Source organism: Paenibacillus xylanivorans (assembly GCF_001280595.1).
Classification (GTDB): Bacteria; Bacillota; Bacilli; order Paenibacillales; family Paenibacillaceae; genus Paenibacillus; species Paenibacillus xylanivorans.
Window position 1 is genome coordinate 1 of record NZ_LITU01000068.1, and the last position, 21,145, is coordinate 21,145.

General features: G+C 45.1%; 16 protein-coding genes and 2 pseudogenes. 2 read left to right on the forward strand and 16 right to left on the reverse strand.

Translation table 11 applies throughout. The features are described 5' to 3' along the window. Nucleotides 1-36: 36 nt before the first annotated feature. From AMS66_RS18565 to AMS66_RS18590, 6 genes are all read right to left on the reverse strand, one after another. Complete coding sequence (locus tag AMS66_RS18565; RefSeq protein ID WP_053782402.1) at nt 37-585, reverse strand: NADPH-dependent FMN reductase; 549 nt, start codon at nt 583-585, stop codon at nt 37-39. A gap of 139 nt (nt 586-724) precedes the next feature. Beyond that, entirely contained in the window at nt 725-1,615 is an 891-nt protein-coding gene (murB, locus tag AMS66_RS18570) for a UDP-N-acetylmuramate dehydrogenase (protein WP_053782217.1), read from the reverse strand. A gap of 113 nt (nt 1,616-1,728) precedes the next feature. Next, nucleotides 1,729-2,085, reverse strand: a complete 357-nt coding sequence (locus tag AMS66_RS18575; protein ID WP_053782218.1) for a HesB/IscA family protein — start codon at nt 2,083-2,085, stop codon at nt 1,729-1,731. Between the two features lie 43 nt (nt 2,086-2,128). Continuing rightward, the gene (locus tag AMS66_RS18580) at nt 2,129-2,467 is read right to left on the reverse strand and encodes a hypothetical protein (RefSeq protein ID WP_053782219.1); all 339 of its coding nucleotides are present in this window, start codon (nt 2,465-2,467) and stop codon (nt 2,129-2,131) included. Between the two features lie 50 nt (nt 2,468-2,517). Then, nucleotides 2,518-2,823 (reverse strand): winged helix-turn-helix transcriptional regulator, encoded by a 306-nt coding sequence (locus tag AMS66_RS34745; protein ID WP_053782220.1) that lies wholly within the window; start codon nt 2,821-2,823, stop codon nt 2,518-2,520. A gap of 33 nt (nt 2,824-2,856) precedes the next feature. Continuing rightward, complete coding sequence (locus tag AMS66_RS18590; RefSeq protein WP_053782221.1) at nt 2,857-4,260, reverse strand: MFS transporter; 1,404 nt, start codon at nt 4,258-4,260, stop codon at nt 2,857-2,859. Between the two features lie 166 nt (nt 4,261-4,426). Between AMS66_RS18590 and AMS66_RS18595 the strand changes: the two genes are divergently transcribed. Further along, a complete protein-coding gene (locus AMS66_RS18595) occupies nt 4,427-5,083 on the forward strand; it encodes a helix-turn-helix transcriptional regulator (RefSeq protein ID WP_053782222.1) in 657 nt (218 codons plus the stop codon). A gap of 109 nt (nt 5,084-5,192) precedes the next feature. Here AMS66_RS18595 and AMS66_RS18600 read toward each other — a convergent pair whose 3' ends face one another. The 3 genes from AMS66_RS18600 to AMS66_RS18610 all read right to left on the reverse strand — a co-directional run bounded on the left by AMS66_RS18600 (nt 5,193) and on the right by AMS66_RS18610 (nt 11,430). Beyond that, entirely contained in the window at nt 5,193-5,987 is a 795-nt protein-coding gene (locus tag AMS66_RS18600) for an SDR family NAD(P)-dependent oxidoreductase (protein WP_053782223.1), read from the reverse strand. Between the two features lie 168 nt (nt 5,988-6,155). After that, on the reverse strand, nt 6,156-7,205 hold the full coding sequence (locus tag AMS66_RS18605; RefSeq protein WP_053782224.1) for an AraC family transcriptional regulator: 1,050 nt from the start codon (nt 7,203-7,205) through the stop codon (nt 6,156-6,158). 160 nt (nt 7,206-7,365) lie between these two features. Next, nucleotides 7,366-11,430 carry an S-layer homology domain-containing protein gene (locus AMS66_RS18610; RefSeq protein WP_053782225.1) on the reverse strand — a complete coding sequence of 1,355 codons (4,065 nt, stop codon included), beginning with the start codon at nt 11,428-11,430 and terminating at the stop codon, nt 7,366-7,368. A gap of 296 nt (nt 11,431-11,726) precedes the next feature. Between AMS66_RS18610 and AMS66_RS18615 the strand changes: the two genes are divergently transcribed. Then, a complete protein-coding gene (locus tag AMS66_RS18615; RefSeq protein ID WP_053782226.1) occupies nt 11,727-12,530 on the forward strand; it encodes a MurR/RpiR family transcriptional regulator in 804 nt (267 codons plus the stop codon). Between the two features lie 46 nt (nt 12,531-12,576). Here AMS66_RS18615 and AMS66_RS18620 read toward each other — a convergent pair whose 3' ends face one another. The 7 genes and pseudogenes from AMS66_RS18620 to AMS66_RS33915 form a co-directional block, all read right to left on the reverse strand. Next, nucleotides 12,577-13,293 carry an N-acetylmannosamine-6-phosphate 2-epimerase gene (locus AMS66_RS18620; protein WP_053782227.1) on the reverse strand — a complete coding sequence of 239 codons (717 nt, stop codon included), beginning with the start codon at nt 13,291-13,293 and terminating at the stop codon, nt 12,577-12,579. 5 nt (nt 13,294-13,298) lie between these two features. Then, nucleotides 13,299-14,876 (reverse strand): glucose-specific PTS transporter subunit IIBC, encoded by a 1,578-nt coding sequence (gene ptsG / locus AMS66_RS18625; protein WP_144424537.1) that lies wholly within the window; start codon nt 14,874-14,876, stop codon nt 13,299-13,301. Between the two features lie 256 nt (nt 14,877-15,132). Further along, nucleotides 15,133-15,405: a hypothetical protein gene (locus AMS66_RS33900; RefSeq protein ID WP_236703506.1), complete on the reverse strand. Its 273-nt coding sequence runs from the start codon at nt 15,403-15,405 to the stop codon at nt 15,133-15,135. Nucleotides 15,406-15,422: 17 nt separating this feature from the next. Beyond that, nucleotides 15,423-17,192 (reverse strand): glycosyl hydrolase, encoded by a 1,770-nt coding sequence (locus tag AMS66_RS33905; RefSeq protein ID WP_236703508.1) that lies wholly within the window; start codon nt 17,190-17,192, stop codon nt 15,423-15,425. Between the two features lie 75 nt (nt 17,193-17,267). After that, nucleotides 17,268-18,401 carry a hypothetical protein gene (locus AMS66_RS33910; RefSeq protein ID WP_236703509.1) on the reverse strand — a complete coding sequence of 378 codons (1,134 nt, stop codon included), beginning with the start codon at nt 18,399-18,401 and terminating at the stop codon, nt 17,268-17,270. Further along, nucleotides 18,401-20,421, reverse strand: a pseudogene (locus tag AMS66_RS18635) (glutaminase domain-containing protein). Before AMS66_RS18635 ends, AMS66_RS33910 begins: the two are co-directional and overlap by 1 nt. A 149-nt stretch (nt 20,422-20,570) precedes the next feature. Continuing rightward, nucleotides 20,571-21,145 (reverse strand): annotated as a pseudogene (locus AMS66_RS33915) (extracellular solute-binding protein); the annotation flags it as partial.

Here is a 21,145-nt window from a genome sequence, read left to right on the forward strand (position 1 = left end):
AGTGTCTACTTAAAGGGGATAATACCAACTCCTTGTTTAGCGGGATGAAGCTTTTAATTGAGTCTGCATGAAGACCAGTTCCTCAGCCAATTTTTCCAGCCGACTTAGTGCTTCAGTGTCTTTAATGTTATTCTCAGCATCAAAATGATCACTATTCAGATATACATAGCTTGGGGCGACATAAGAGCGGAAAAAGCCGGCAATCGGTTTTAATTGATTTTCCACTACCAAATAATGCTGATAGGTGCCCCCTGTTGCTAGAAAACCCATCACTTTGTTGTAAATGCTCTGCACAGGCAGAAGGTCGAATACATTTTTCAGTACGCCTGTCAGAGAGGATTGATAAATCGGTGTGCCGATTACGTAAAAGTCAGCATCCATCATTTTTTGGATCACCGATTGAGTGTGTTCATTATAATCCTCCAACTGGCGACCATCGCAAAATTCGATCTCTTTATAATCTCTTAAGTCTATGAGTTCCACTTCAATTTCTGGATGATTATTTTTCACGAATTGGAGTACAGTATCCACACCCACTGGTGTCTTTGATCCAATCAGTGAACCGGACAATCCGATTAATTTCACAACATTACCTCCTATGATTTCTTCATCATCATGAAACGATTCCATGATTTCCAACGTACATTCCTTCATCACATTAAGCATGCTGCCCAGGAAAACCAGAATATAGATGACAACACTTAGCTCACTGTTCATAGTAGCCCTATTCTCCCAAAATAATGACTTCCGTCTCCAATTCAATATTAAATTGATCACGCACTCTTTTTTTAATTAATCTAATTAATTCCAAATAATCCTCAGCAGTGGCGTCATCTGCATTAATGATAAAACCCGCATGCTTCTTGGAAATTTCCGCTCCCCCAATGCGAGTGCCTTGTAAATTACATTCTTGAATAAGCTTCCCGACATAATGTCCCTCTGGACGTTTGAAGACACTCCCGCAAGACGGGTACTCAAGCGGTTGTTTGGATTCCCGTTTAAATGTTAAATCCTGCATGACGCTGGAGATAACATCCTTATTGCCTTTTTTGAGATTAAATTCGACTTCAAGTATGATGTATTGATCCGTTCGGAAGATACTGTTTCGATAACCGAGCTGCATATCATCTCGGGCCATGTTCAGCAGTTCTCCATTTTTAGTAACAACAAGCGCTTGCGCGACGACCTCTTCCATCTGACCGCCATAAGCCCCCGCATTCATATATAAAGCGCCACCTGTGCTTCCTGGTATTCCACATGCAAACTCCAGACCCGTTAAGCTGTTATCCAAAGCAATCCGTGAGACATCAATAATATTGGAACCGCTTTGCGCGACAACCTTGTCACCATAGACCTTAATCTGATCGAATTGGCTCAGAGAGAGTGTGACTCCACGCAGCCCCTGATCTTTAATGATGACATTTGATCCTTTTCCAATGACGGTCAGAGGTATTTGATGTGCTTTTGCAATGTTAACGGTGTTAATAATTTCTTCTTTCGTTGTTGGATGGATAAGTATGTCCGCTTTACCACCTAACTTTATATACGTGTGGTCCTTTAATGGCTCATTCAATTTCAATTTTTCCAAAGGTATGCGATTTTCAAAAATATTCATGACATTCTCTCCCTGAGTTGAAAAGACATGATTGCATAATCGGTGAACAGAAAACTCCTTCATTGTATGTTTAATATGAGATTTTGCTTGAGAATATTCCGCCATCATGACAATTAATCACATTTTTTGACCTCCCCACGGTAATTCGCCATTCTGAAACTGGCCCCACAGCCACATGACACTTTTGCATTAGGATTATTCATGGTGAATCCCCCTAGCATTCCACTTTCTTCGTAATCAATCTCAAGTCCTTCAATATATTGAACCGTATTAGAGTGAACCAAAATACCAAATGCACCTTTATCTAATAAGATATCCCCTTCTGCTTGCTGTTCATCTACGATAAGGGTGTAGGATAGACCACTGCATCCCCCTTCATCCACCCCTACCCGAAGGAAAGAATTCCGGGCATCCGCACCTGCCAGAATTTCAACGATTTTTTCCGATGCTGCTTCACTGACCTGAATCATTGTTGTACCTCCTTGGAACATATTTTGGGGTTAGCCTGTTGTTTCAAACGCAGCCCAATAAAATCTTAATGATTTCTTCAGGACTCGTATATGCATTAAAATAACGATAACCACTTGTTTGCAGATGGTAAGGAATATCCATGATTTCAAGAGATCCGCTATACAAAACCACCCTATATTTCCCGGAAAATTGTTTTATAAACGGCTCCATATTCTCCAAATTCATATCTACGATGATCACAGTATTATCCGGAAGATCATTAATGTTACGAACCACATCACGAGTAGCGTCCAGTACATGCAAGGACGGCTCGGTTCGAATTAACAGACTTAAACTTTTAACGATGTGATGCGTGTTTGACAGGACTAACACATGGTTCATTCAGAAAACCTCCGGATAAAATGATCACAATCGCAGGATATTTCTCTTCCTTAATTCATGTTTTCAGTAAACCAGTCCATCAAACAGGGTATGAAAGCGGCTAGAGCGGCTCCTTTGGGTGTAAGTTCATACATGTTTTGTATGGAATGGGTTAGGCCTGTTCTATTAACCAGATTATCGTTCTGAAGATCTTTTAGACGTTTGGAGAGAATTGCTTCTGAGATGGAAGGCACACACCCGTAAATTTCGCTGAATTTCTTAGGACCTTGTGAAAGAGTACATAGGATATGAATAATCCATTTCGTCCCGATAATACGATAGGCTGTGAAGAGTTTCTCTGTATCCGAAGTCAACATCGTATTGACACACCTTCCTTGGCTTACCTCCGTTTATTTGTTTTTCAAGCCCAAAGACTGCAGCCCCGTTCTTATTTGTTCTGTTACAGGTGCAATCCGAGTACTCGCAATCAAGCTCAAGACGATCAACAAAAGATGAAAACCCATTGTTACAATTAATCCAGATTGCAGAGACATCCCTCCAGCTTGACACACCACCAGGATGGAACCGCCAATCCCGATCACTACGCCCGGAGTAAATGAATCCGCGAATTGCAGATTTGCCGAGGTTTTGCCAACACCTGCCTCTCCTGTTTGGGAAAACGCCACTACACCGCTAATCGGATGCGCCAATCCAATGCCGATCCCAGCTATGATCTGGCCTATAACAGCCACGGTAACGGTCACAACGGGAACCCAAAATACGATGGTAATCCCAATGGCAAGCAGGAATACACCCAGAATAATTCGTGTAAGACGTCCACGGCCCTGATCTGCCGAGTCCCAACGACCTTGTAAATAGGCAATGACACACCAACTCAGAGCAGCGCTTGCTACAATTAAACCGGCCTGAGAAGGTGTAATGCCTTTTACCTCGATTAATGCCAAGACCAAGAAATTTTGTGTACTGGTATAAGCAGCGAAGAACAGCCCACGTGTAGCGAGAATAGCAGGCATGCCTCTTCGGAAAGCAAGGGTTCCCTCCGGCAACAATTTACGCAGTGGGTATACCATCAACACTCCCCCGACAAGTACGATAACTAATCCTATAATTGTCGGAAGCTTGCCAAGACCCACTAATAAAATCCCTGTACCTATCGTTAATAGCAGCGCCATCCAAGTAGCGGCAGATCCATTCCCCCCTTGTGTAGGCTGTGATTTTAATTTCGTAAACGCAGATAAGCTAAGGAGTGCTGAAATCAACAGGATCGGTAGAATCCCCCAGAACACAAAGCGCCATGACCACTGATCTGCAATAAGCCCTGCAACAAATGGGCCAAGCATGGACGGAAGAACGTAGGCTGTGCCGAATGCTCCGAGTATTTTGGCACGTAATTCGTCCGGATAACTTAAGGAAATGGCAGTGTACACGCAAGTCATCATAGCTCCGGCACCCAGACCCTGCATGGCCCGCGACGCTATCATGGTATACATATCCCCTGCAGTTGCGGCTGCAACCAGCCCGACGATAAACAAAAGAAGGGCAAGAGTAAATGGTACTGCGGGTCCCCTTCTATCAATAATCCGACCAACAACCAAGGTTCCGATAATCTGTGCCAGCAGATATGTACTGAATATCCAGCCAAACAGGTTAAGGCCGTTCAGGTCTCCAGCAATGGAAGGAGCAATCGTTGTTACCGATAGACCTTCAAATCCAACGGCCATCACTGACAATATAATTCCTATAGATAATGCAAAATAACGCGGACTGAAAATACTTTGAGAATGGGACGACATGATATGTAACCTCCAAGGTAATTTTTATGTATACACCGTATTCGGATACTTAGTAAACATTTTTCTTTACAAAATATAAGCTACAGTTCGCCTTTGACTTTGTCAATATTTTTGTTTAAAATGTATGAAATAATGAAGATTCTGTTGCTTAAAAAGGAGGTTCACCATGAGCCGGGATCAAACGAAAAAGGATGCCTCAACCAGTACCCGAAAAGCAATCATTAACCTGCTTAAGCAGCAAGGTGGAATGGATGTTGTGACACTCTCCTCCCAATTTGCGTTATCTGGAATGGCTATCAGGCAACACTTAAATGCACTCAAAGAAGAAGGATTGGTTACTTTCGAAGAAGAGGCACGTCCCATGGGTCGACCAACGAAGCTATGGAGATTAACCCCCGCTGCTGATCGTTTTTTCCCTAGTGGATATTCAGAGTTATCCGTCAGTCTAATCAATTCTATGAAAGAAGCTTTCGGAAATGAAGGGCTGGACAAGCTGCTGAATGTTCGGAATAAGAACATGCAAGACCAATATCTTCAGTACATTGGTGATACATCCGGCGTAAAGGAAAGGCTGGAGAAACTGGCTGAAATCCGAACAAATGAAGGCTATATGGCCGAGGTCAAGGATCAAGGCGATGGTAGTCTTTTGTTTATAGAGAAGCATTGTCCCATTTGTGAAGCTGCGGCTGTATGTACGGGGTTATGTAAGAATGAATTACATTTATTCAAAACGGTTCTTGGAGATCAAGTTCATATTGAACGGGGCGAGTATATTATGGCAGGCGGAAGAAACTGTATATATACCGTTAGAGAAAATATTTAGTGACAAAACTGTCGACTTTCCCCTTCTATAAGAATGTGTATCGTTATAACAAAAAAAGAACCCCGAGATGAATCTCAAGGTTCTTTGCGTTCAGCAATGGAAAGTAAGTCTAGAAAATGGTTGGCACCATTCCACCGTCCATGCGGATTGGAGAGCCTTTGAATGCGGCTGCATAAGGACTGCACACAAACGCGGCCAATCTCCCTATTTCAATAGGCTTGATAAATCGCTGTATTTCGGATTGTGGAAGGTTTTTCTTCATAAAATCCTTCTCTTTTTCTGAAAAAGTCATCGATTCATCAGGATAGATGCTCTCAATAATTTGTTGCACATTTTCAGAGAGGGTAGGTCCTGGCATAATCGTGTTGACGGTCACTTCTGTTCCTATGGTTAATTTGGACAAGCTTTTGGACAAGGATAGTAGCATGGATTTGGTCATGCAGTACTGAGGCATTTGTCCTGAAGGCATGACCGCTTCTTCGCTCGCTATAAAGATAATGCGACCAAAACCATTGTTCACCATTTTAGGCAAATAAAATTTGGATAATCCGTTTGCAGCGAGCACATTCGTACGGAAGTATTTTTCCCATACCTCATCGTCCACGTCATCGTATGACATGATTTCATAAATACCCATATTATTGACTAAAATGTCAATCTGGGGGTGTTTCTCAAATAATGCTTCTCTTTGCCCCTTATCTACCAGATCAGCTGTAGCTTTCTGAGGCGAGGTAGTCGGAAAATCGGATTTGATTTCATTGATCGTGCGCTCTACGTCCTCATCATTTCGTCCATTAATGAGTACATTTACTCCTTCTTTGGCAAGTTCAATGGCAATTGCTTTCCCTATCCCCTTCGTCGATCCTGTTACCAACGCTGTTTTACCGTGTAATCCCATATCCATATCACACTACTCCTTTTATTTTTACTTGTAGCGGCAAGCTGATTTGTAGTTATTATAAAAACAGTCTTGTGCTCCGGATAGGTTTATATTACATGGTCCGCATTGTTCAGTAACTAGCGTGTTGCGCCAAAGTTCTTGCATAACACGCCAAATGATAAACATAGCAAATTAATGAAGCGTTGACGGCCCTGGCGGTCCTTCGTATATCGGAGTTGTGCCTACATGTTCCGTGCGCCAATTCGTAGGCGTATCCCCTTCCCATGAACGAAAGGCACGGTAGAACGAGTTCTGGTCTTCATATCCAATCAGGAAAGCTACTTCTTTAATATCCAGTGTGGGGTCCGCCAAGTATGCTCGTGCCTGCTCATGTCTGGCTTGCGTCAACAGATGTTTGAAGCTTGTGTTTTCATCTGTAAGCCGGCGCTGCAAGGTACGATCGCTCATACCCAATTCCTTGGCAACAATCTGAATGTCGGGGCGACCACCTGTGAGACTGCGTTTCATAATCCATTTGACCATCTCGGTAATGGAGCGACTGCCCTGCTGTTCATCCAGCGATCGGTCCAGAACGGGAGTAAGGATCTCCAGTAACTCTTCGTTGTATGAAAGAAAAGGACGGTCCAAATCTTTACGATGTAAGGTGAGACGGTTACATGTTGCACCAATCCGAATTGGGCAACCGAAATAATCCTCCAGGGCCTTTACATCACCCATAGGGAGCGAAAATTCAACAAGCCGCGCTGTTAAAGGTTGACCTGTTCCTCGGCGCCCAAGTTCGAGAAGAAATGCCAGTGTGACACCAACCAATAATGGCGGACCTGCTTGCTCGCTAGACAACCAATTCAGTTCAATGGAACAGTCATCTCCTTCCTCTATAATATGCAGGCTTTCAGGAGGACAAAGTTGCTTGTAGCGAGCCATTCGATTTAGTGCATCCCGGTAGTCACGAGCATGATAAGTTGCTAAGACGCTCGGCGGATATTTCGATGTTTCAAAGATAGTCGCAAGTTTGATGATTCCATCGGCAGTGTCACCCACCAGATCAGAATATGCCTGCCAGATCGCAAAATATTGAGCGGTCGTGACGGCTGGTTCAGATATAATGGTGAGCGGCAGTTGTGCTTTGCGAGCTACATCGTGGGCGACAATCCCTAATTGATGTAATCCTGTCCAAAATCCTGCCGGAAGTTTAATACGCTCAGAGGTATGTGACTTCATAGATACCTTCCTTCTTTGAGTCTTTGTTGCTTAATGATTCATCCACTGTACAGGCACTCTGATTCTTTTGCAATATCTCCAATATTTCCATGTCCTCTGAATAAACAAGAAACCAATGCGGGAACGTTCCGCATTGGTTTCGAGGAAATTAAGTTTAGCGTTATTTCGATTGTTCAAGAAGACCAACAATAAGCGTAACTGCCTCAGCCCGAGTAGCTGTCTGCATCGGAGCAAATCGATTGCCACCTACACCGCCGACCAAACCTGCTTCCACGGCAGAAGCTACATAGGATACTGCCCATGCAGGGACATCCTTTGCATCTTTGAAATCCAGTTTCACATTGGCATTCGTTTGTATTCCGCCAGCGCGTGCAATCATGGTTACCATCTCGGCACGGCTCAGCGTCTTGCCAGGGCCGAACGAACCATTAGCATAACCATTGATAATGCCAGCGGATGCCGCTGCTGTTATATATGGCTTCGCCCACGAAGGAATCTTGTTATCATCCGTATAGTGAATGCTCTCGCTTACGGTATTCATATTCAAGGCACGGCCCAGCATCCTTATGAACTCGGCACGTGTGACTTTCTGGTTCGGACGGAAGGTCTGATCGCCATAGCCATTGACAAATCCTGCCGCCAAGGCTTTATCAATTGCAGATTTTGCCCAGTGTCCAGCTGTATCTTTCAACGCTGGCGCAGTCCCTCCGTTCCCGTTATTGCCTGATCCAGTACCCGGCTCATTGCCGGAATTAGTCCCGTTGTCAGTACCGTTGTTCGAACCGTTACCGGTTGCTGTATCGCCGCCGGTTCCTGTGGAACCATTACCGCTGCCTGACCCGTTACCGGAGCCAGAGCCAGAACCTGGGTTCGATGTTCCCGGATTGGAAGGATCAGTCCCAGGATTTGTCGTCTCCGTTTTCTTCACGATACCGAACTGATCAATAATGAACGGGGTTGCACCGTTCAGATTTTGGTCAATTTCATACGTGATAGCTGTCAGTTTGCTGCCGTCAATCGTAATGCCCACAAAATTCTGGACCTGACTACGTCTTGGACGGCGGTTGTCGTTCGGATCCGGGCCATATTTCTCTGCATGATTTTCCTCTGCACGTTCAAAAAGACTGTAGTAAGCTTCTCCGAGACTTTCACTCTTATTTTTGTAATACACTTTTGGGCCAGCTGTTGCCGGAATCAGATAAATCGTGCCATCTGGATTCACAGAGTACTCGATTTTCTCTCCATTCATCACCTCGGTAATGATTACTGGCTCCCGTGCTGTACCCTTTTGATCGATCGGTTTTGTGCGGGCATAGATGTGGTCATGTCCCTGGAGCACAAAATCAATGCCAAGCTCCGCCATGATCGGTGCAATCTTGGAACGTACACCGTTCGCTCCCATGATGTCGGAATCCGTTGCGTGATTTGACGTCGTGTATGGCCCCTTGTGAATGTTCACAATAATCCACTGAGCTCCATTTTTCTTCGCAGCCTGAACATCTTTCTTCAGCCACTCGACCTGCTCTAATGAGAAGTTATCATACTCGTCCGAATCCTCATTGGAGTTCAACACAACAAAATGCGCATTGCTGTAATCATACGAATAGTAAGCTCCCGTCTCCGTTGCGGAATTCACTGGTGACTGGATATTAAAATGATCGATAAATGCATAGTTCTCGTCCTCGTGGTTCCCTGCGGATGGAACGATAGTTGTGTTTAAGAGGCTTTCCTGCGAATGCCCTAGCAGCCAGTTCCACTGTTCCTCTTTGACACCAGTATCCACGATATCCCCGTTATGAACGACAAATTGTGCATCAGGTACTGTAGCCAATGCTTTGGCCAATGTCTCAGAGGACAGAATTGCCTCATCCTCTTCCTTCGCTTGTGTATCCGCCAGATCAATGAAAGTGAATTTGCCTTTTTCCGGTGCTGTACGGAAGGTTCCTGTCTCGCTCCATACTTGCTGGGAAGCATCCCCTACCCGGAAATAATAGATCGTATTCGCTTTCAGATCTGTCACTTCTGCTTTGTGCATCAGCTCCGATGGAGCATTCGCAGGCTCGGCAGAACGCCCTTTAACCGATTTGGCTTGTGTAAAATCAGGTGTTGCAGCTGTTTTCTCCACAACTTGAAGGTCGCTATTCGTTACTTGATCAGAGGTATACCAGGTAAAGCCTTTGCTATTGGTCGGATCTCCATGGAAAGTTACCGTTACTTTGCTGACTTTCTCAGGAACAGGTACCGTATCCGATTCCTTGATAATTCCGAAAGTATCCACGATAAATGGCTCTGCATTATTTTTATTTTGGTCAATCTCATATGTTATGGCGGACAGCTTCTCTCCGTCAATAGTCAATGAAACGAAATTCTGCACATGACCTCTGGCTGCGCTCGTGGTGTCGCCATATTGCCGTGCATGGTTTTCCTCTGCACGATCGAACAAGCTGAAATATTCATCACCAAGTTCTGGCTTTACGTTTTTGAAATATACTTTGGCCCCGGCGCTAGCAGGAATCATATAAATGGTTCCATCCGGTTTGACCGAGTACTCAATACTCTGTCCATTGAAGGTCTCCGTTATTTTGGACACATCTTCAGCGGTACCATCGCTCTTGATTGGCTTCGTCCGTGCATAGATATGGTCATGTCCCTGAAGGACCAGATCAATCCCCAGTTCGTTCATGAGCGGGGCGATTTTTTTTCGTTCACCGTTCGCACCAATAATGTCGCTATCAGTGGCGTGATTCGATGTCGTGTACGGACCTTTATGGATGTTAACGATAATCCACTTGGCTCCTGCGGCTTTTGCCTCCGCTACATCCTGCTTCATCCATGCGACTTGCTCATTCGAGAAATTGGCATACTCGGCTGAATTCTCGTTGGAGTTCAGTACGATAAAGTGGGCTTTACTGTAATCATAAGAGTAATATGCGCCCGTTACTGTTGCGGCACCCTCTGGCTGCTTCACGTTAAAATGCTCGTAGAACGCATAATTCTTGTTCTCATGATTACCAGCGGATGGTGCAATGGTCGTGTTCATCAGACTGTCTTGTGAGTGACCAAGCAGCCAGTTCCATTCTTGCTCTGACGTGCCATTCTCCACAACGTCTCCGTTATGGATGACAAATTCAGCATTCGGGACAGTCGCGAGTGCCTTGGCAAGTGTAGAGCCGGACAGAATCGCCTCATCCTCTTCCTTTGCTTGCGTATCCGTCAGGTCAATGAAGGTAAAGTCTCCATCAACCGGAGCCGTTTTGAACGTTCCAACCTCACTCCATATGTTCAGGCTCTGATCACCAACGCGGAAATAATAAGCGGTATCTGGCATAAGCCCCGTCGCTTCCGCCTTATGCACCATTTCTCCCGTGGAGTTGGAGGCTACGGATTCACGTCCGTTGAAGCTTTGGGCCTGACTGAAATCTGCAAGACCTCCCTGGTTAGGTACCACTTGAACAGTGCTCTGTGCAGATGTAAGTGGTGTATACCAAGTGAAACCTTTGGCACTTGTCGCATCACCATAGAAAGTAACTGTAACTTTGCTGATATCCAGCGTCGGCGCATTGGCCAGCGCTTTAAGTTCCATATCAAAATACAAATCTGAGCTGCCGTCGCTCTGTTGATGTACTTCGACCGCAATATCGTTTGAGCCATCATGCAAATTGGCTTTCATCGGCTCAGTCAGGTCGATATTCTCATACATTACCGGCAAGTCCTTATTTGAAGTTGCTTGCGTAGAGTACTGAATCTCGCCGTCCGGCATGCCAAAGCGACGGACCTCTACACCATTTACATAAATCACTGCCCCGTCATCAATACCGAATGTGCCGAGAATTTGACCATAACCGTCAATTTGGTCCTTATTAACGGTAAGGTTTGTCCGGAAATAGGTTGTGCGGGGTTTAAATTTTTTGTCCAGACCATAGCTGACTTCCGTTTTGAGAGCTCCAAAATAGGAAGTGCTTATGCCATTGCCGTTGTCTTTGTAACCGAATGGAGCCTGTCCTGTTTTCCAGGAGGACAAATCATCGTAGGTACGCCATTCTGTCATTAAATCCTGACCCTGATCAAAATAATTCCATTCGGCGTTGCTTTGTAACAGCGTCTCAGGCTCGGGCAATGGTGCGGCTTGGGCTGAATTGACTCCCCCAAATCCCGCAAACCATCCGAATACCAAAGCAATCGATAACAGGATGGATAACATCTTTTTGTAGAGGTGACTGATCATAATTCTCTCCTTTGTATGTATGATTGGTTGGCTTATGTAAATCCAAACAGGCCAAGCATAACAAGCAGAGATCAGCATCCGGTTAGCGGGACGTAAAACTTATGTAAACTCTTACATTTATTTGTCCTATATCACGAATGACATTTTTAAGTTAACATAATAATTAATATGGTCTTTAACATCCTCGAATGAAACGATACGTCTATTTTTAAAGGTTTGATGATTTGGCTTTTAGGAAGTAGACTAATGAGGATAGACTATATAGAAGTAACACGTTCTGGGAAAGGAGAATCCGAATGTCATCCAGTGTCATTGACATGCTACAGCTTGAATACCAGCGCTTCTCAGCAAAAGAAAAGGAAATAGCCGATTATGTCATGCGCAATAAATCATCCATTAATAACATCAATATTAGGGATTTGGCTGCGTACACCAATGCTTCCATGTCTACCATTACTCGATTTTGCAAAAAAGTAGGTTGTTCCACCTTTGTCGATTTTAAAATTCGGCTTAACCGTGAAGTGGATCAACCCCGCAATGAAACGGATTTTTTTATACGAACACAGCAGATCCACAATGATATTATCAATGCGACCGCGGAAATGCTGGATACCGACAAAATTGAACAAGTGGTCCAGTACATAAAAGAAGCTCGCAAAATTTACGTCTATGGTTTGGGAAGTTCAGGCTTGTCTGCTTTGGAATTCAAATACAGGCTCATGCGGATGGATATCGTAATCGATGCGGTGACCGATTCTCACATGATGATCATGAGTGCTTCTCTGCTGGGCGAAGACGATCTGGTTATTGGTTTATCTAATTCTGGACGAACATTGGAAGTCAGTGATGCATTAAAAGCAGCCAAAAAAAGAGGAAGCAAAGTCGTTGGAATTACTAATTTTGATCATACACCCTTGTCTGAAATTTCGGATTTGTGCATTTTCACACCGGATATCGGGCGAACCGGAGATGTAAACTTCATCAACAGCCAGTTGGCCATTATTTACATTCTGGATGTGATTTCACTTCTATTACTGGAGGACGAACATTTACTCCATGCTCGGCAGCAAACGTTAAAAGCACTTTATTCTGCTGAATAAACAAACAGCCAACTTGATTCGTTGGCTGTTTGTTGCTTTCTCCTTTTTATTGGACAGAAGGAGAAGACTCCTTTAATTTTGCAATTTCAGAGACAAAACGTTCCGTAATTTGTTGCGGGCGCGTAATGGCTCCACCGACAACAACACAATAGACTCCAGCTTCGAGACACGTTGCTGCCATCTCCGGGGTCATGATATTCCCTTCCGCAACGACAGGCGTTTGTACACTGGCGAGAATTTCTTTCAAGGCTGCAAATTGATTATCGTACAGTTTAAGTCCTGCTGTCTCCTCTGTATATCCGACCAATGTAGAAGAAATCAGATCAAAGCCAAGCCGTTCTGCATTCATGGCTTCCTCTTTGGTTGAAATATCCCCCATTAATAGAAGTTGAGGATGTTTGGTGCGAATTTCACGTACGAATTCATCCAGTGTTTTACCGTCCGGCCGTGCACGCAAAGTGGCATCAACGGCAACAATCTCTGCATTCACCTCGGCAAGCTCATCCACTTCCACAATCGTTGGTGTAATGAACACCGGGTTGGTTCCGTAATTTCTCTTCACAATACCTATTACCGGAAGATCAACCTGCTCCTTAATCTCTTTCACATCAGCCGCCGTATTGGCACGAATGCCTATGGCTCCTCCCTCTTTTGCTGCGATTGCCATGCGTCCCATGATGAACGAACTATGAAGCGGCTCATGCTCCAATGCCTGGCATGATACGACGAGACCGCTTTGTAAACCCAATTTATCTAAATTCATTGCAATTACTCCGTTTCCATAATTTCTTCGATTTCATTTTTGATCACCGTTACCTGAGGGCCGTAAATAACCTGCACTCCGTTTCCGACCAGGACAACCCCTTTGGCTCCCGTAGCTGTAAGTGCATCCTCCTTTTGAACCTTCTCGATATCTTTCACGGATACGCGAAGCCGCGTTGCACAGCAATCCAATTCATTGATATTATCTGCACCGCCCAATCCATTCAGGATGGCTATCGATCGTTCTTCCCCTTTTACTGATGAGGATGTATTCGTTTGCTGACTTTGTGTTTTGGCGTCTGGCTCTGATGTTACCTCTTCCTCACGTCCCGAAGTTTTTAAATTGAGCTTAACGATCAAGATTCGGAAGGTGAAGTAGTAAAGGAAGAACCAGACCACACCGATGATGGGAACGATAATCCAGTTGGTTTTGGCATTACCCTGAAGTACCCCAAACAGAATAAAGTCGATTAATCCACCCGAAAACGTTTGACCAATGGTAATCTCAAAAATATGCGAAAGCATAAATGCGAATCCATCAAATACAGCGTGAATCACATACAGGATTGGAGCGACAAACAGGAATGAGAATTCAAGTGGCTCCGTAATTCCTGTCAGGAACGAGGTAAGCGCCGCAGACAACATTAGTCCGCCGACTACTTTTTTACGTTCAGGCTTGGCTGTATGATAAATAGCGAGAGCCGCACCGAGCAGACCAAACATCATAGTGATAAAACGTCCAGACATAAATCGGGATGTTCCCGAGAAGAATTTCTCGGTTGCAGGGTCTCCCAGTTGAGCAAAGAAAATATTCTGTGTTCCTTCGTAAACTTTTCCCGCAACCTCCATTGTTCCTCCGACTCCAGTCTGCCAGAAAGGCAGATAAAAGATGTGGTGCAACCCAAGTGGACCCAGCATCCGTAAAACAAATCCGTACAACAGTGTTCCGATATACCCAGTTCTATCGACCAAACCTCCAAGCTGCGTTATGCCGAGTTGGATGGTTGGCCAGATCAGGAACAAAGCAATACCGATAAAAATGGCCGCAAAAGATGAAACGATAGGAATGAAACGTGAACCTCCAAAGAATCCAAGGAATTGAGGAAGTTCTATTTTATTGTATCGATTATGAAGCCATGCGGTGACCAGTCCGACCACGATCCCTCCGAGTACACCGGTCTGCAAGGTTTGGATTCCGAGCACCATACCTTGACCGGCACTAGCCAAATGATCCGCAGCAAGTTTGCCTGAATTGACCAGCATCGCATTAATGGATGCATTCATCACCAGATAGGCAAGACCTGCTGCCAAGCCTGCTGTACCTTTGTCCGATCTGGCGAGTCCAACAGCCACACCAATGGCAAAGATCAATGCCAGATTATCAAACACAATACTGCCTGCACTGCTCATCACCGTAAACACTTGCTGCAACCATGTGATTTGCAAAAATGGATACGAGTTAATCGTATTGGCGTTGGACAAAGCCCCTCCAATCCCCAGTAATAGACCCGCCGCTGGCAAAACAGCAATAGGAAGCATAAACGATTTACCAAACTTCTGAGCCTTCTCAAAATATTGCTTCACAGTGATATCCACCTCTCTAAAACTATTTTCATTTACATAATAATTATGAAAATGGTTTTCGTCAACACAAATTTAAATCGCTTTCATAACGTGTGAGGTCTAATCATTTGATGAATAACCTGATTTAAATATAATTATTTCCAGCGTAGCAAACTTCAGTCTTTCCTGTTCAATGCAAAAAAAGCCGCCAAAATGGCGACTCTTTTGTGTTCATATTCTTCCCCGACGATTTCATAATCAAAACCGGAATAGTGCACTATTTTAATATTTTAGTCACCAGTTTTACCGATCCATTCATGCCCGAAGGTAGTGATGACTTTCCATATACATTCTCCAGTGTGTTGGCCACTTGAATGTCGATTACATTATTCCCCTGCAAAATATAAGATGTGATGTTCCAATGATAAGGTGGCCATAACCGGATGCCAGCGTCCTCCCCATTCACATACAGCCGTGCCGTCTCTCTAATGTCTTCCGCTTTCAGCCATAATTCATCTGTCGGATTCAAGGTGACATTGGACAAGTCCACTTGCTGCGAGTATGATGCTACTCCCGAATAGAAAGGATAACCTGATGCATTCCACAGCCCTGCCAGTTGTTCAACTCCACGGTTAATGTAGTCTGATTTTCTATAGCAAATGAACCAATCAGATAAGCAGGAAAGGAAATGGCTGGCATAGGCTCCAGCAATGAAACCGTGAGAACTTCAAGCTCATTCTCGCCCTTCATGAGGTGTTTTGTAATATCCACACCAGCGTAATGAATGTCTTGCCACAGTGATGGCCGGAGTGCTTCCATTCTTACTCCATTAACAAAGATTTCAACATTACGTCTGCGCTGCAAGAAACCAATATGGGATGGGATCTTCTGCTCAATCTCGTCGAGGATCAGCTCCACCTTGGTGAATCGTCGTTCATCTCCTGATTCGTTTGAATGATCTGAACCTTTCTGCGAGTTCATTAGCCCGATCCACTCTTCTGTTATGACAAATGTTGTACGATACGAATTGACTTGACCTGGCATCGTTGCATTCATCCTGGAATTGCGGTCATTCAACGTTATCTGCCATTGATCCAGCACAAGTACATTGGGTTCGACGGTCTGAAACTGCCAAACATCATTTAAAGCCAGCTCCGCGGTGGAACCTTGAGCTTCACCCTTCACATGCTCTTGCGGATCGGAAAGACTCTGATTATGGGGAGCAAGTGAATCGGGCACATGATCATGTCTAACCGATAGGACACGAAGCTCCCCTGGTACCAATGTTAGAACAGCATCATGATCTAACAGGTTCACACTCCCGTTTTCCAAGTCCCATTCTTCCATGTATCCTTTCATTTGAAGCGGATCAAATCGAATGGACACGGGCTGCTCCGACCAATTCATCAGCCATGTATGCACATGAGCTTCGAATTTGCGTTCAACGCTAATTAGATCCTCGGCGTTGCCTTCTACCTGTTTCCAGCCGATGGCCGGTTGTACGGTCATTAACTCTCTTAACCGAACACAAAACTTCATAAGGGTATCTTTATTATGTGGGTCCTCGTCCGTTTCTCCTTCCACTTCCCCTGCTTCATGAGTTGTATTGTCCATGGAATAGAATAGGCTGTACCCTTTGCCAACTGATTGTAATTTCCCATCCTGAGGATCGAAGCCGTATAGTTCGTTCATATGGTTCAGTAATTCCGGATCATTACGCTGTGTCTCGCTATCACGAGGAATTGCCCCAACCGCAATAAGCGTTCCACCACGGCTTACAAAGGTAACAAGCTGTTTGGCGATATCTATAGACATGACCGTAATCTCAGGCAAAATCAAAATCGAATATACGTTTAGTTCACCGTCAAACTTATACCCTCCAGTATGAGCATTCTTTGCCTCTCTCAACTGGCTCTCATCCACATAATCATAATCGATGGAGCTGCGCAGCATGCGGTCAGACAATAATGAAAACAATTGATCCGCAGTTGGATGCTGGTTCGATTCACCGGAAACGAACATATGCTCATACACCGTATGGATAGGTGACAATAGCAGCACTTCAGGCATGCGCTTCGTGGAAGCACCCAATACACTCAACCGCCCAAGATAATCGGCAAAAGCCCGATAATGGGACCAGTGCGGGGCATGCTTGAATTCGGTAGGCGGAAAATCCGTTTTTCGATATCCTGCAAACGAATAATAAAATGCATGCGGGATAAACAGATTCACACCCAGAAATGCCATGAAATTGGCATCAAGCCTCCTTTGTCGCATGGCGTAGGCATGACCACTTGCACCAAAGGACTCGCAGATGACTCTCTTTTTCCCATTCAACTGAGCGACAGACGCTGCGGTCTTTACGGATACGATACGATGCGGATTCTCTTTTGTACCGATTCCGTGTGTCAGTTAGTCCACACCTGCATAATGGAACTGCTGCAATACGCGGGTTTGATTGCCCTGCGACCGAGCCTGCCCCCAGACTGGCTCCTCCAGCGTGTGGCCGATGTACAGCAGGTCGTGTGATTCACACCACGTACGAATAGCGGCATGATACCCTTCGACATACCAACGGGTAATCGTATCATAATAGTTCTGCCTCACAGACCTGCTGTCATCGGCCATACCATATAACAACGCGCCTATTCTTGGAATCAGATCATATCCGTTCTCCTGCTGATACCTTTCCGCCATCCCGTGTGTCCAAGCAAATACCATTCCGGGCAAAGTTGCGTTCACATCATGAACCGATGTTCGGATGGCTTCTACGCCAAAAAAACCATCATGGATCATGAGTCCGGGTTCGTCCGTAAATACGCCTTGAATGGTCGTACCGAAGTGTAGATGAAATTGCTGGAACGGCTTATATGCCAATTGTATGAAAGCCTGCACGGCTTCCGGGTTCAACGTGTCCAGATAATAGCCTTTTTCAAACGTGATCCCTTCGGCAATTTCACAGGACCAACAGGCAAGTATGATATAATCATCGTCCGTATCAGGCTTCCATTCCTGCCCATATAACGCTGTAATATCTTCGGGTTGATCATATATCAGCCATTCCCCATCTTGCTGGATGGCACGATAAGCGAGAATAGCGATGAGATCATTGTTGTCGTAAGAGACAAAATTAAGAGGTAACGTTCCCAGTTGTGCTTTGTGTAAGTATCTTCGTTCCTCCACCCTTAAGTATCTCATCCGATATTCGGGATGCTGCCTTGTCAGCTTGCCGCCCAGCGTTCCGCTCGGCCAATTGTCCTCATCGTACAGCCAGACTACCATATCGCGCTTCTTGCATTCCTTTGTGCAGAATTCCAGCGTATCCATGAACTCTTCGGACAGGTATGAGGTCTGCATACCGTGACGTGCATGCAAGACAACGCCGCCAACACCCGCTTCATACATGGATTGAATTTGGCTTTCAAGCTCAGCCTTGGTGAAACTATGGTTTAGAAACCAAAAGGGTTGCGGCCGATACGTCGCCTCAGGATTTTTGAATTGTTGTAGTAATTCATGAATGTCCGTGATTTTCGATTCCACATTCATCACGTGATCTCATTTTGATCTGATACAGATGCTGTTGTTAGTAAAGGAATGAAAAATCCTCCGACGACCGAACGATTTTGGAAATTCAACTGCTTTCCGGTGATGGTGTCATACAGTCCGTTACCGGCACACGGCTCGATGTCTCATTCATAAAATCCCAAAGTGGTGAAATCATCTGCTCAAACTGGGCTTGCGTTTCACTCATGGAGGCACACCATACGAGCCAATCGGACTTGGTGTACGTCTCACGGCTATCCATCGGTATGCCGTAACGATTCTGTTTTAGCTGATAGTATGCCAACTCACTGGCAGCTACTTCTTTCGGGAAAAGGTTGAAGTCGAGTAAACGGTCCCATACCAGATTGTATTTCATGCTCCATGACTCATTCGAGCTGTCAAAAGTCAGCTTGTAGTGATCCCCTGCTGTCGCCATGGATGACCATTCCTCTGCCATTTTTGCAGCCGCTTCACGATAAACAGAACCTTCCGTCAAACCAAGTTCGTCACACATATAGGCATAGGCGGCTATGCCTAATATAGCTTTGATCGACAGGTTCGCATTGTGCGCAAGATGGCCGGCGAAGTCGTCCGTGCACAGTTGATTGTCCGGGTCCAGACCATGTTGCAGCAAATACGAAGCCCATGTTGTGAGAAGACCCCAATGCTCACGGGCAAATTCCACCTGCTTCTCATATTTGCATACCGTCGCTGCCATCAGGAGCATATTACCGCATTCTTCAATGGGCATCTGATATTCAAGCTTGTTCTCTCCGTAAACCTGGCCATTGGCTTGAGGGTAAGTCCCGACGTCATGCGGAGCAAAATCAAACGTCCAATCCGTGCTCTTGGCATACTTATAGATCGGACGCATCATGCCTTTGACCAATTCGGGATTATACCTCAAGAACAACGGAATTGACGGATAACTCACATCCACCGTCGCTATGCAGCCATTACTGAAATTCTCTTTGGAGAAAAACAATACTTCTCCCGCTTCATCAGCAACCAATTTATGCGCAGCAATCGCTTGCCGATAGGTTAATGCCAGGATGTCTCTATATTGGTTTCCGCCTGCGGCTTGGCTCTCCGTTAAGAGCTCCTGATTAAAGCGATTGCATCGTTGTACTATCTCTTCATATTGTTCGGCTGCCTTTGACAGCATTGCATGGAATGTCAAACCATCTTTCTTCCAATACGCATTCAGCGGTTGGTGAAAATATTCAATTGCATGAATATCATCATAGGCAAGCATCAGGTAGCGGGAAGCTAACTCTTCATGGATAAGTCCCATATCCATTTCCGTTGCCATAACAGGCATATCGCCAGATATGGACTTCGGCTTGGTAGAATCATCTCCTGTCTTCAAGCGACCTGAACGGGCATACTCTTCACGCCCGGATACAGAATGAATGACCGATTGAGATTGATGGGATCGCTGAACTACCAGATACATATATCCCCAGTCTATTCTTGTATCATCCCCGGCACGTTTTAATATAGGCTGTTCCACCGTTCCCATGGACATGGCGTGCAACTGTTCATTGATTACATGAGACGCCCAGGTAACTTGCTGATCAGGTGTATGTACACACCATTCACCTGTCACATCGAAATAGATTTTCACTTGATGGCCCTGACCGTCTATCGCTCTAACAAGGAACGTAACATACGTCACAGGTCTGGATAACAGCTCCAGATCATCAAGCAACAGCGGTGTGGTAAAATGAACCTCCAGTTCGATGCCTTCTCCTTCAAAGGTGTAACGGGTAGTTACAGGCTCAACAGTAAGATTCGTCTGAATGAGCACTTCCGGCTCCTCAATAGTTGAAGTTTCCTGAACGCCTACTTTCCCCATAAACCTTCTGATCTTTCCGTCAATGGCAATCATGCCGACCATACCCTGTGGGTGGTTCGTCCAGTGTCTGGTGTGATCATCATAGAGATGGTCAGAAGCAGACCATACGCTAAAATAAGGGTCTACCGTGATTAAAGGTACGGATGGCGGTCTAAACGTTGTCATTTGTTACATCTCCTTCAATTCATTTTTTTCAACATAAACTGTGCTCCTGATTCAAAAGGGAAAGGCTTCGCTCTCCTTGTTGACCAAGGCGCTGCAAAGCCTATTTCATTGCTGTGATGACTGTTAACCTAACCCTTTCTTTAGCAGAATCAGTTCGGCATTTGAACAGTTACCACATCTTTTCCTGTCAGATTCTCATTGGTAAACTGCATCGCTTGATCGTAACCGGTCTTCCGAAGCTGATTCCTGAGATCGTTGATAATGCTCAGCGCAGCTTCATCCGATTTTGCAAAAATGGCTTCCTTCCACGCATCTCCCATCCGGTCCATGGAAGGCTTCAACATTTCCCATTCCGGTGCTTTCGTAATGACATCGCCCGGGTTATAGGCTGTAATCACGTGAATGCCGTTTGGACGTAGGATTTTCCGGGCATTTTCCATGGCATCGAGCCTTTCCTGATCTGCCCAGATGTCTCCGCCTGCTGCCGAGTTGATGCGATCTAACCCCGTGATCGATTCCAGTCCGATGCTGATGCCCACACTCTTGCGAACTTTACCGGATTGATCTGCTGTAAACTTATCGAACCATTCCTGGTTTGGTACTGGTTTGCCGTCCTTCATATCCCAATGAATACCTTGAACTCCATACCTGGCCAGCATGAAGCCTTCGTCAGACGCCATGTAATCGAGAAACTTGAGCGCCGCATCTACACATGCGCCCTTGC

Coding starts and splice junctions, on each gene's coding strand:
- murB (WP_053782217.1), bottom strand. CDS start 1,615: ATGAATATTTTTGAAAATCGCATACCTTTGGAAAAATTGAAATTGAAT.
- AMS66_RS18575 (WP_053782218.1), bottom strand. CDS start 2,085: ATGATTCAGGTCAGTGAAGCAGCATCGGAAAAAATCGTTGAAATTCTG.
- AMS66_RS18580 (WP_053782219.1), bottom strand. CDS start 2,467: ATGAACCATGTGTTAGTCCTGTCAAACACGCATCACATCGTTAAAAGT.
- AMS66_RS34745 (WP_053782220.1), bottom strand. CDS start 2,823: ATGTTGACTTCGGATACAGAGAAACTCTTCACAGCCTATCGTATTATC.
- AMS66_RS18590 (WP_053782221.1), bottom strand. CDS start 4,260: ATGTCGTCCCATTCTCAAAGTATTTTCAGTCCGCGTTATTTTGCATTA.
- AMS66_RS18595 (WP_053782222.1), top strand. CDS start 4,427: ATGAGCCGGGATCAAACGAAAAAGGATGCCTCAACCAGTACCCGAAAA.
- AMS66_RS18600 (WP_053782223.1), bottom strand. CDS start 5,987: ATGGATATGGGATTACACGGTAAAACAGCGTTGGTAACAGGATCGACG.
- AMS66_RS18605 (WP_053782224.1), bottom strand. CDS start 7,205: ATGAAGTCACATACCTCTGAGCGTATTAAACTTCCGGCAGGATTTTGG.
- AMS66_RS18610 (WP_053782225.1), bottom strand. CDS start 11,430: ATGATCAGTCACCTCTACAAAAAGATGTTATCCATCCTGTTATCGATT.
- AMS66_RS18615 (WP_053782226.1), top strand. CDS start 11,727: ATGTCATCCAGTGTCATTGACATGCTACAGCTTGAATACCAGCGCTTC.
- AMS66_RS18620 (WP_053782227.1), bottom strand. CDS start 13,293: ATGAATTTAGATAAATTGGGTTTACAAAGCGGTCTCGTCGTATCATGC.
- AMS66_RS33910 (WP_236703509.1), bottom strand. CDS start 18,401: ATGAATGTGGAATCGAAAATCACGGACATTCATGAATTACTACAACAA.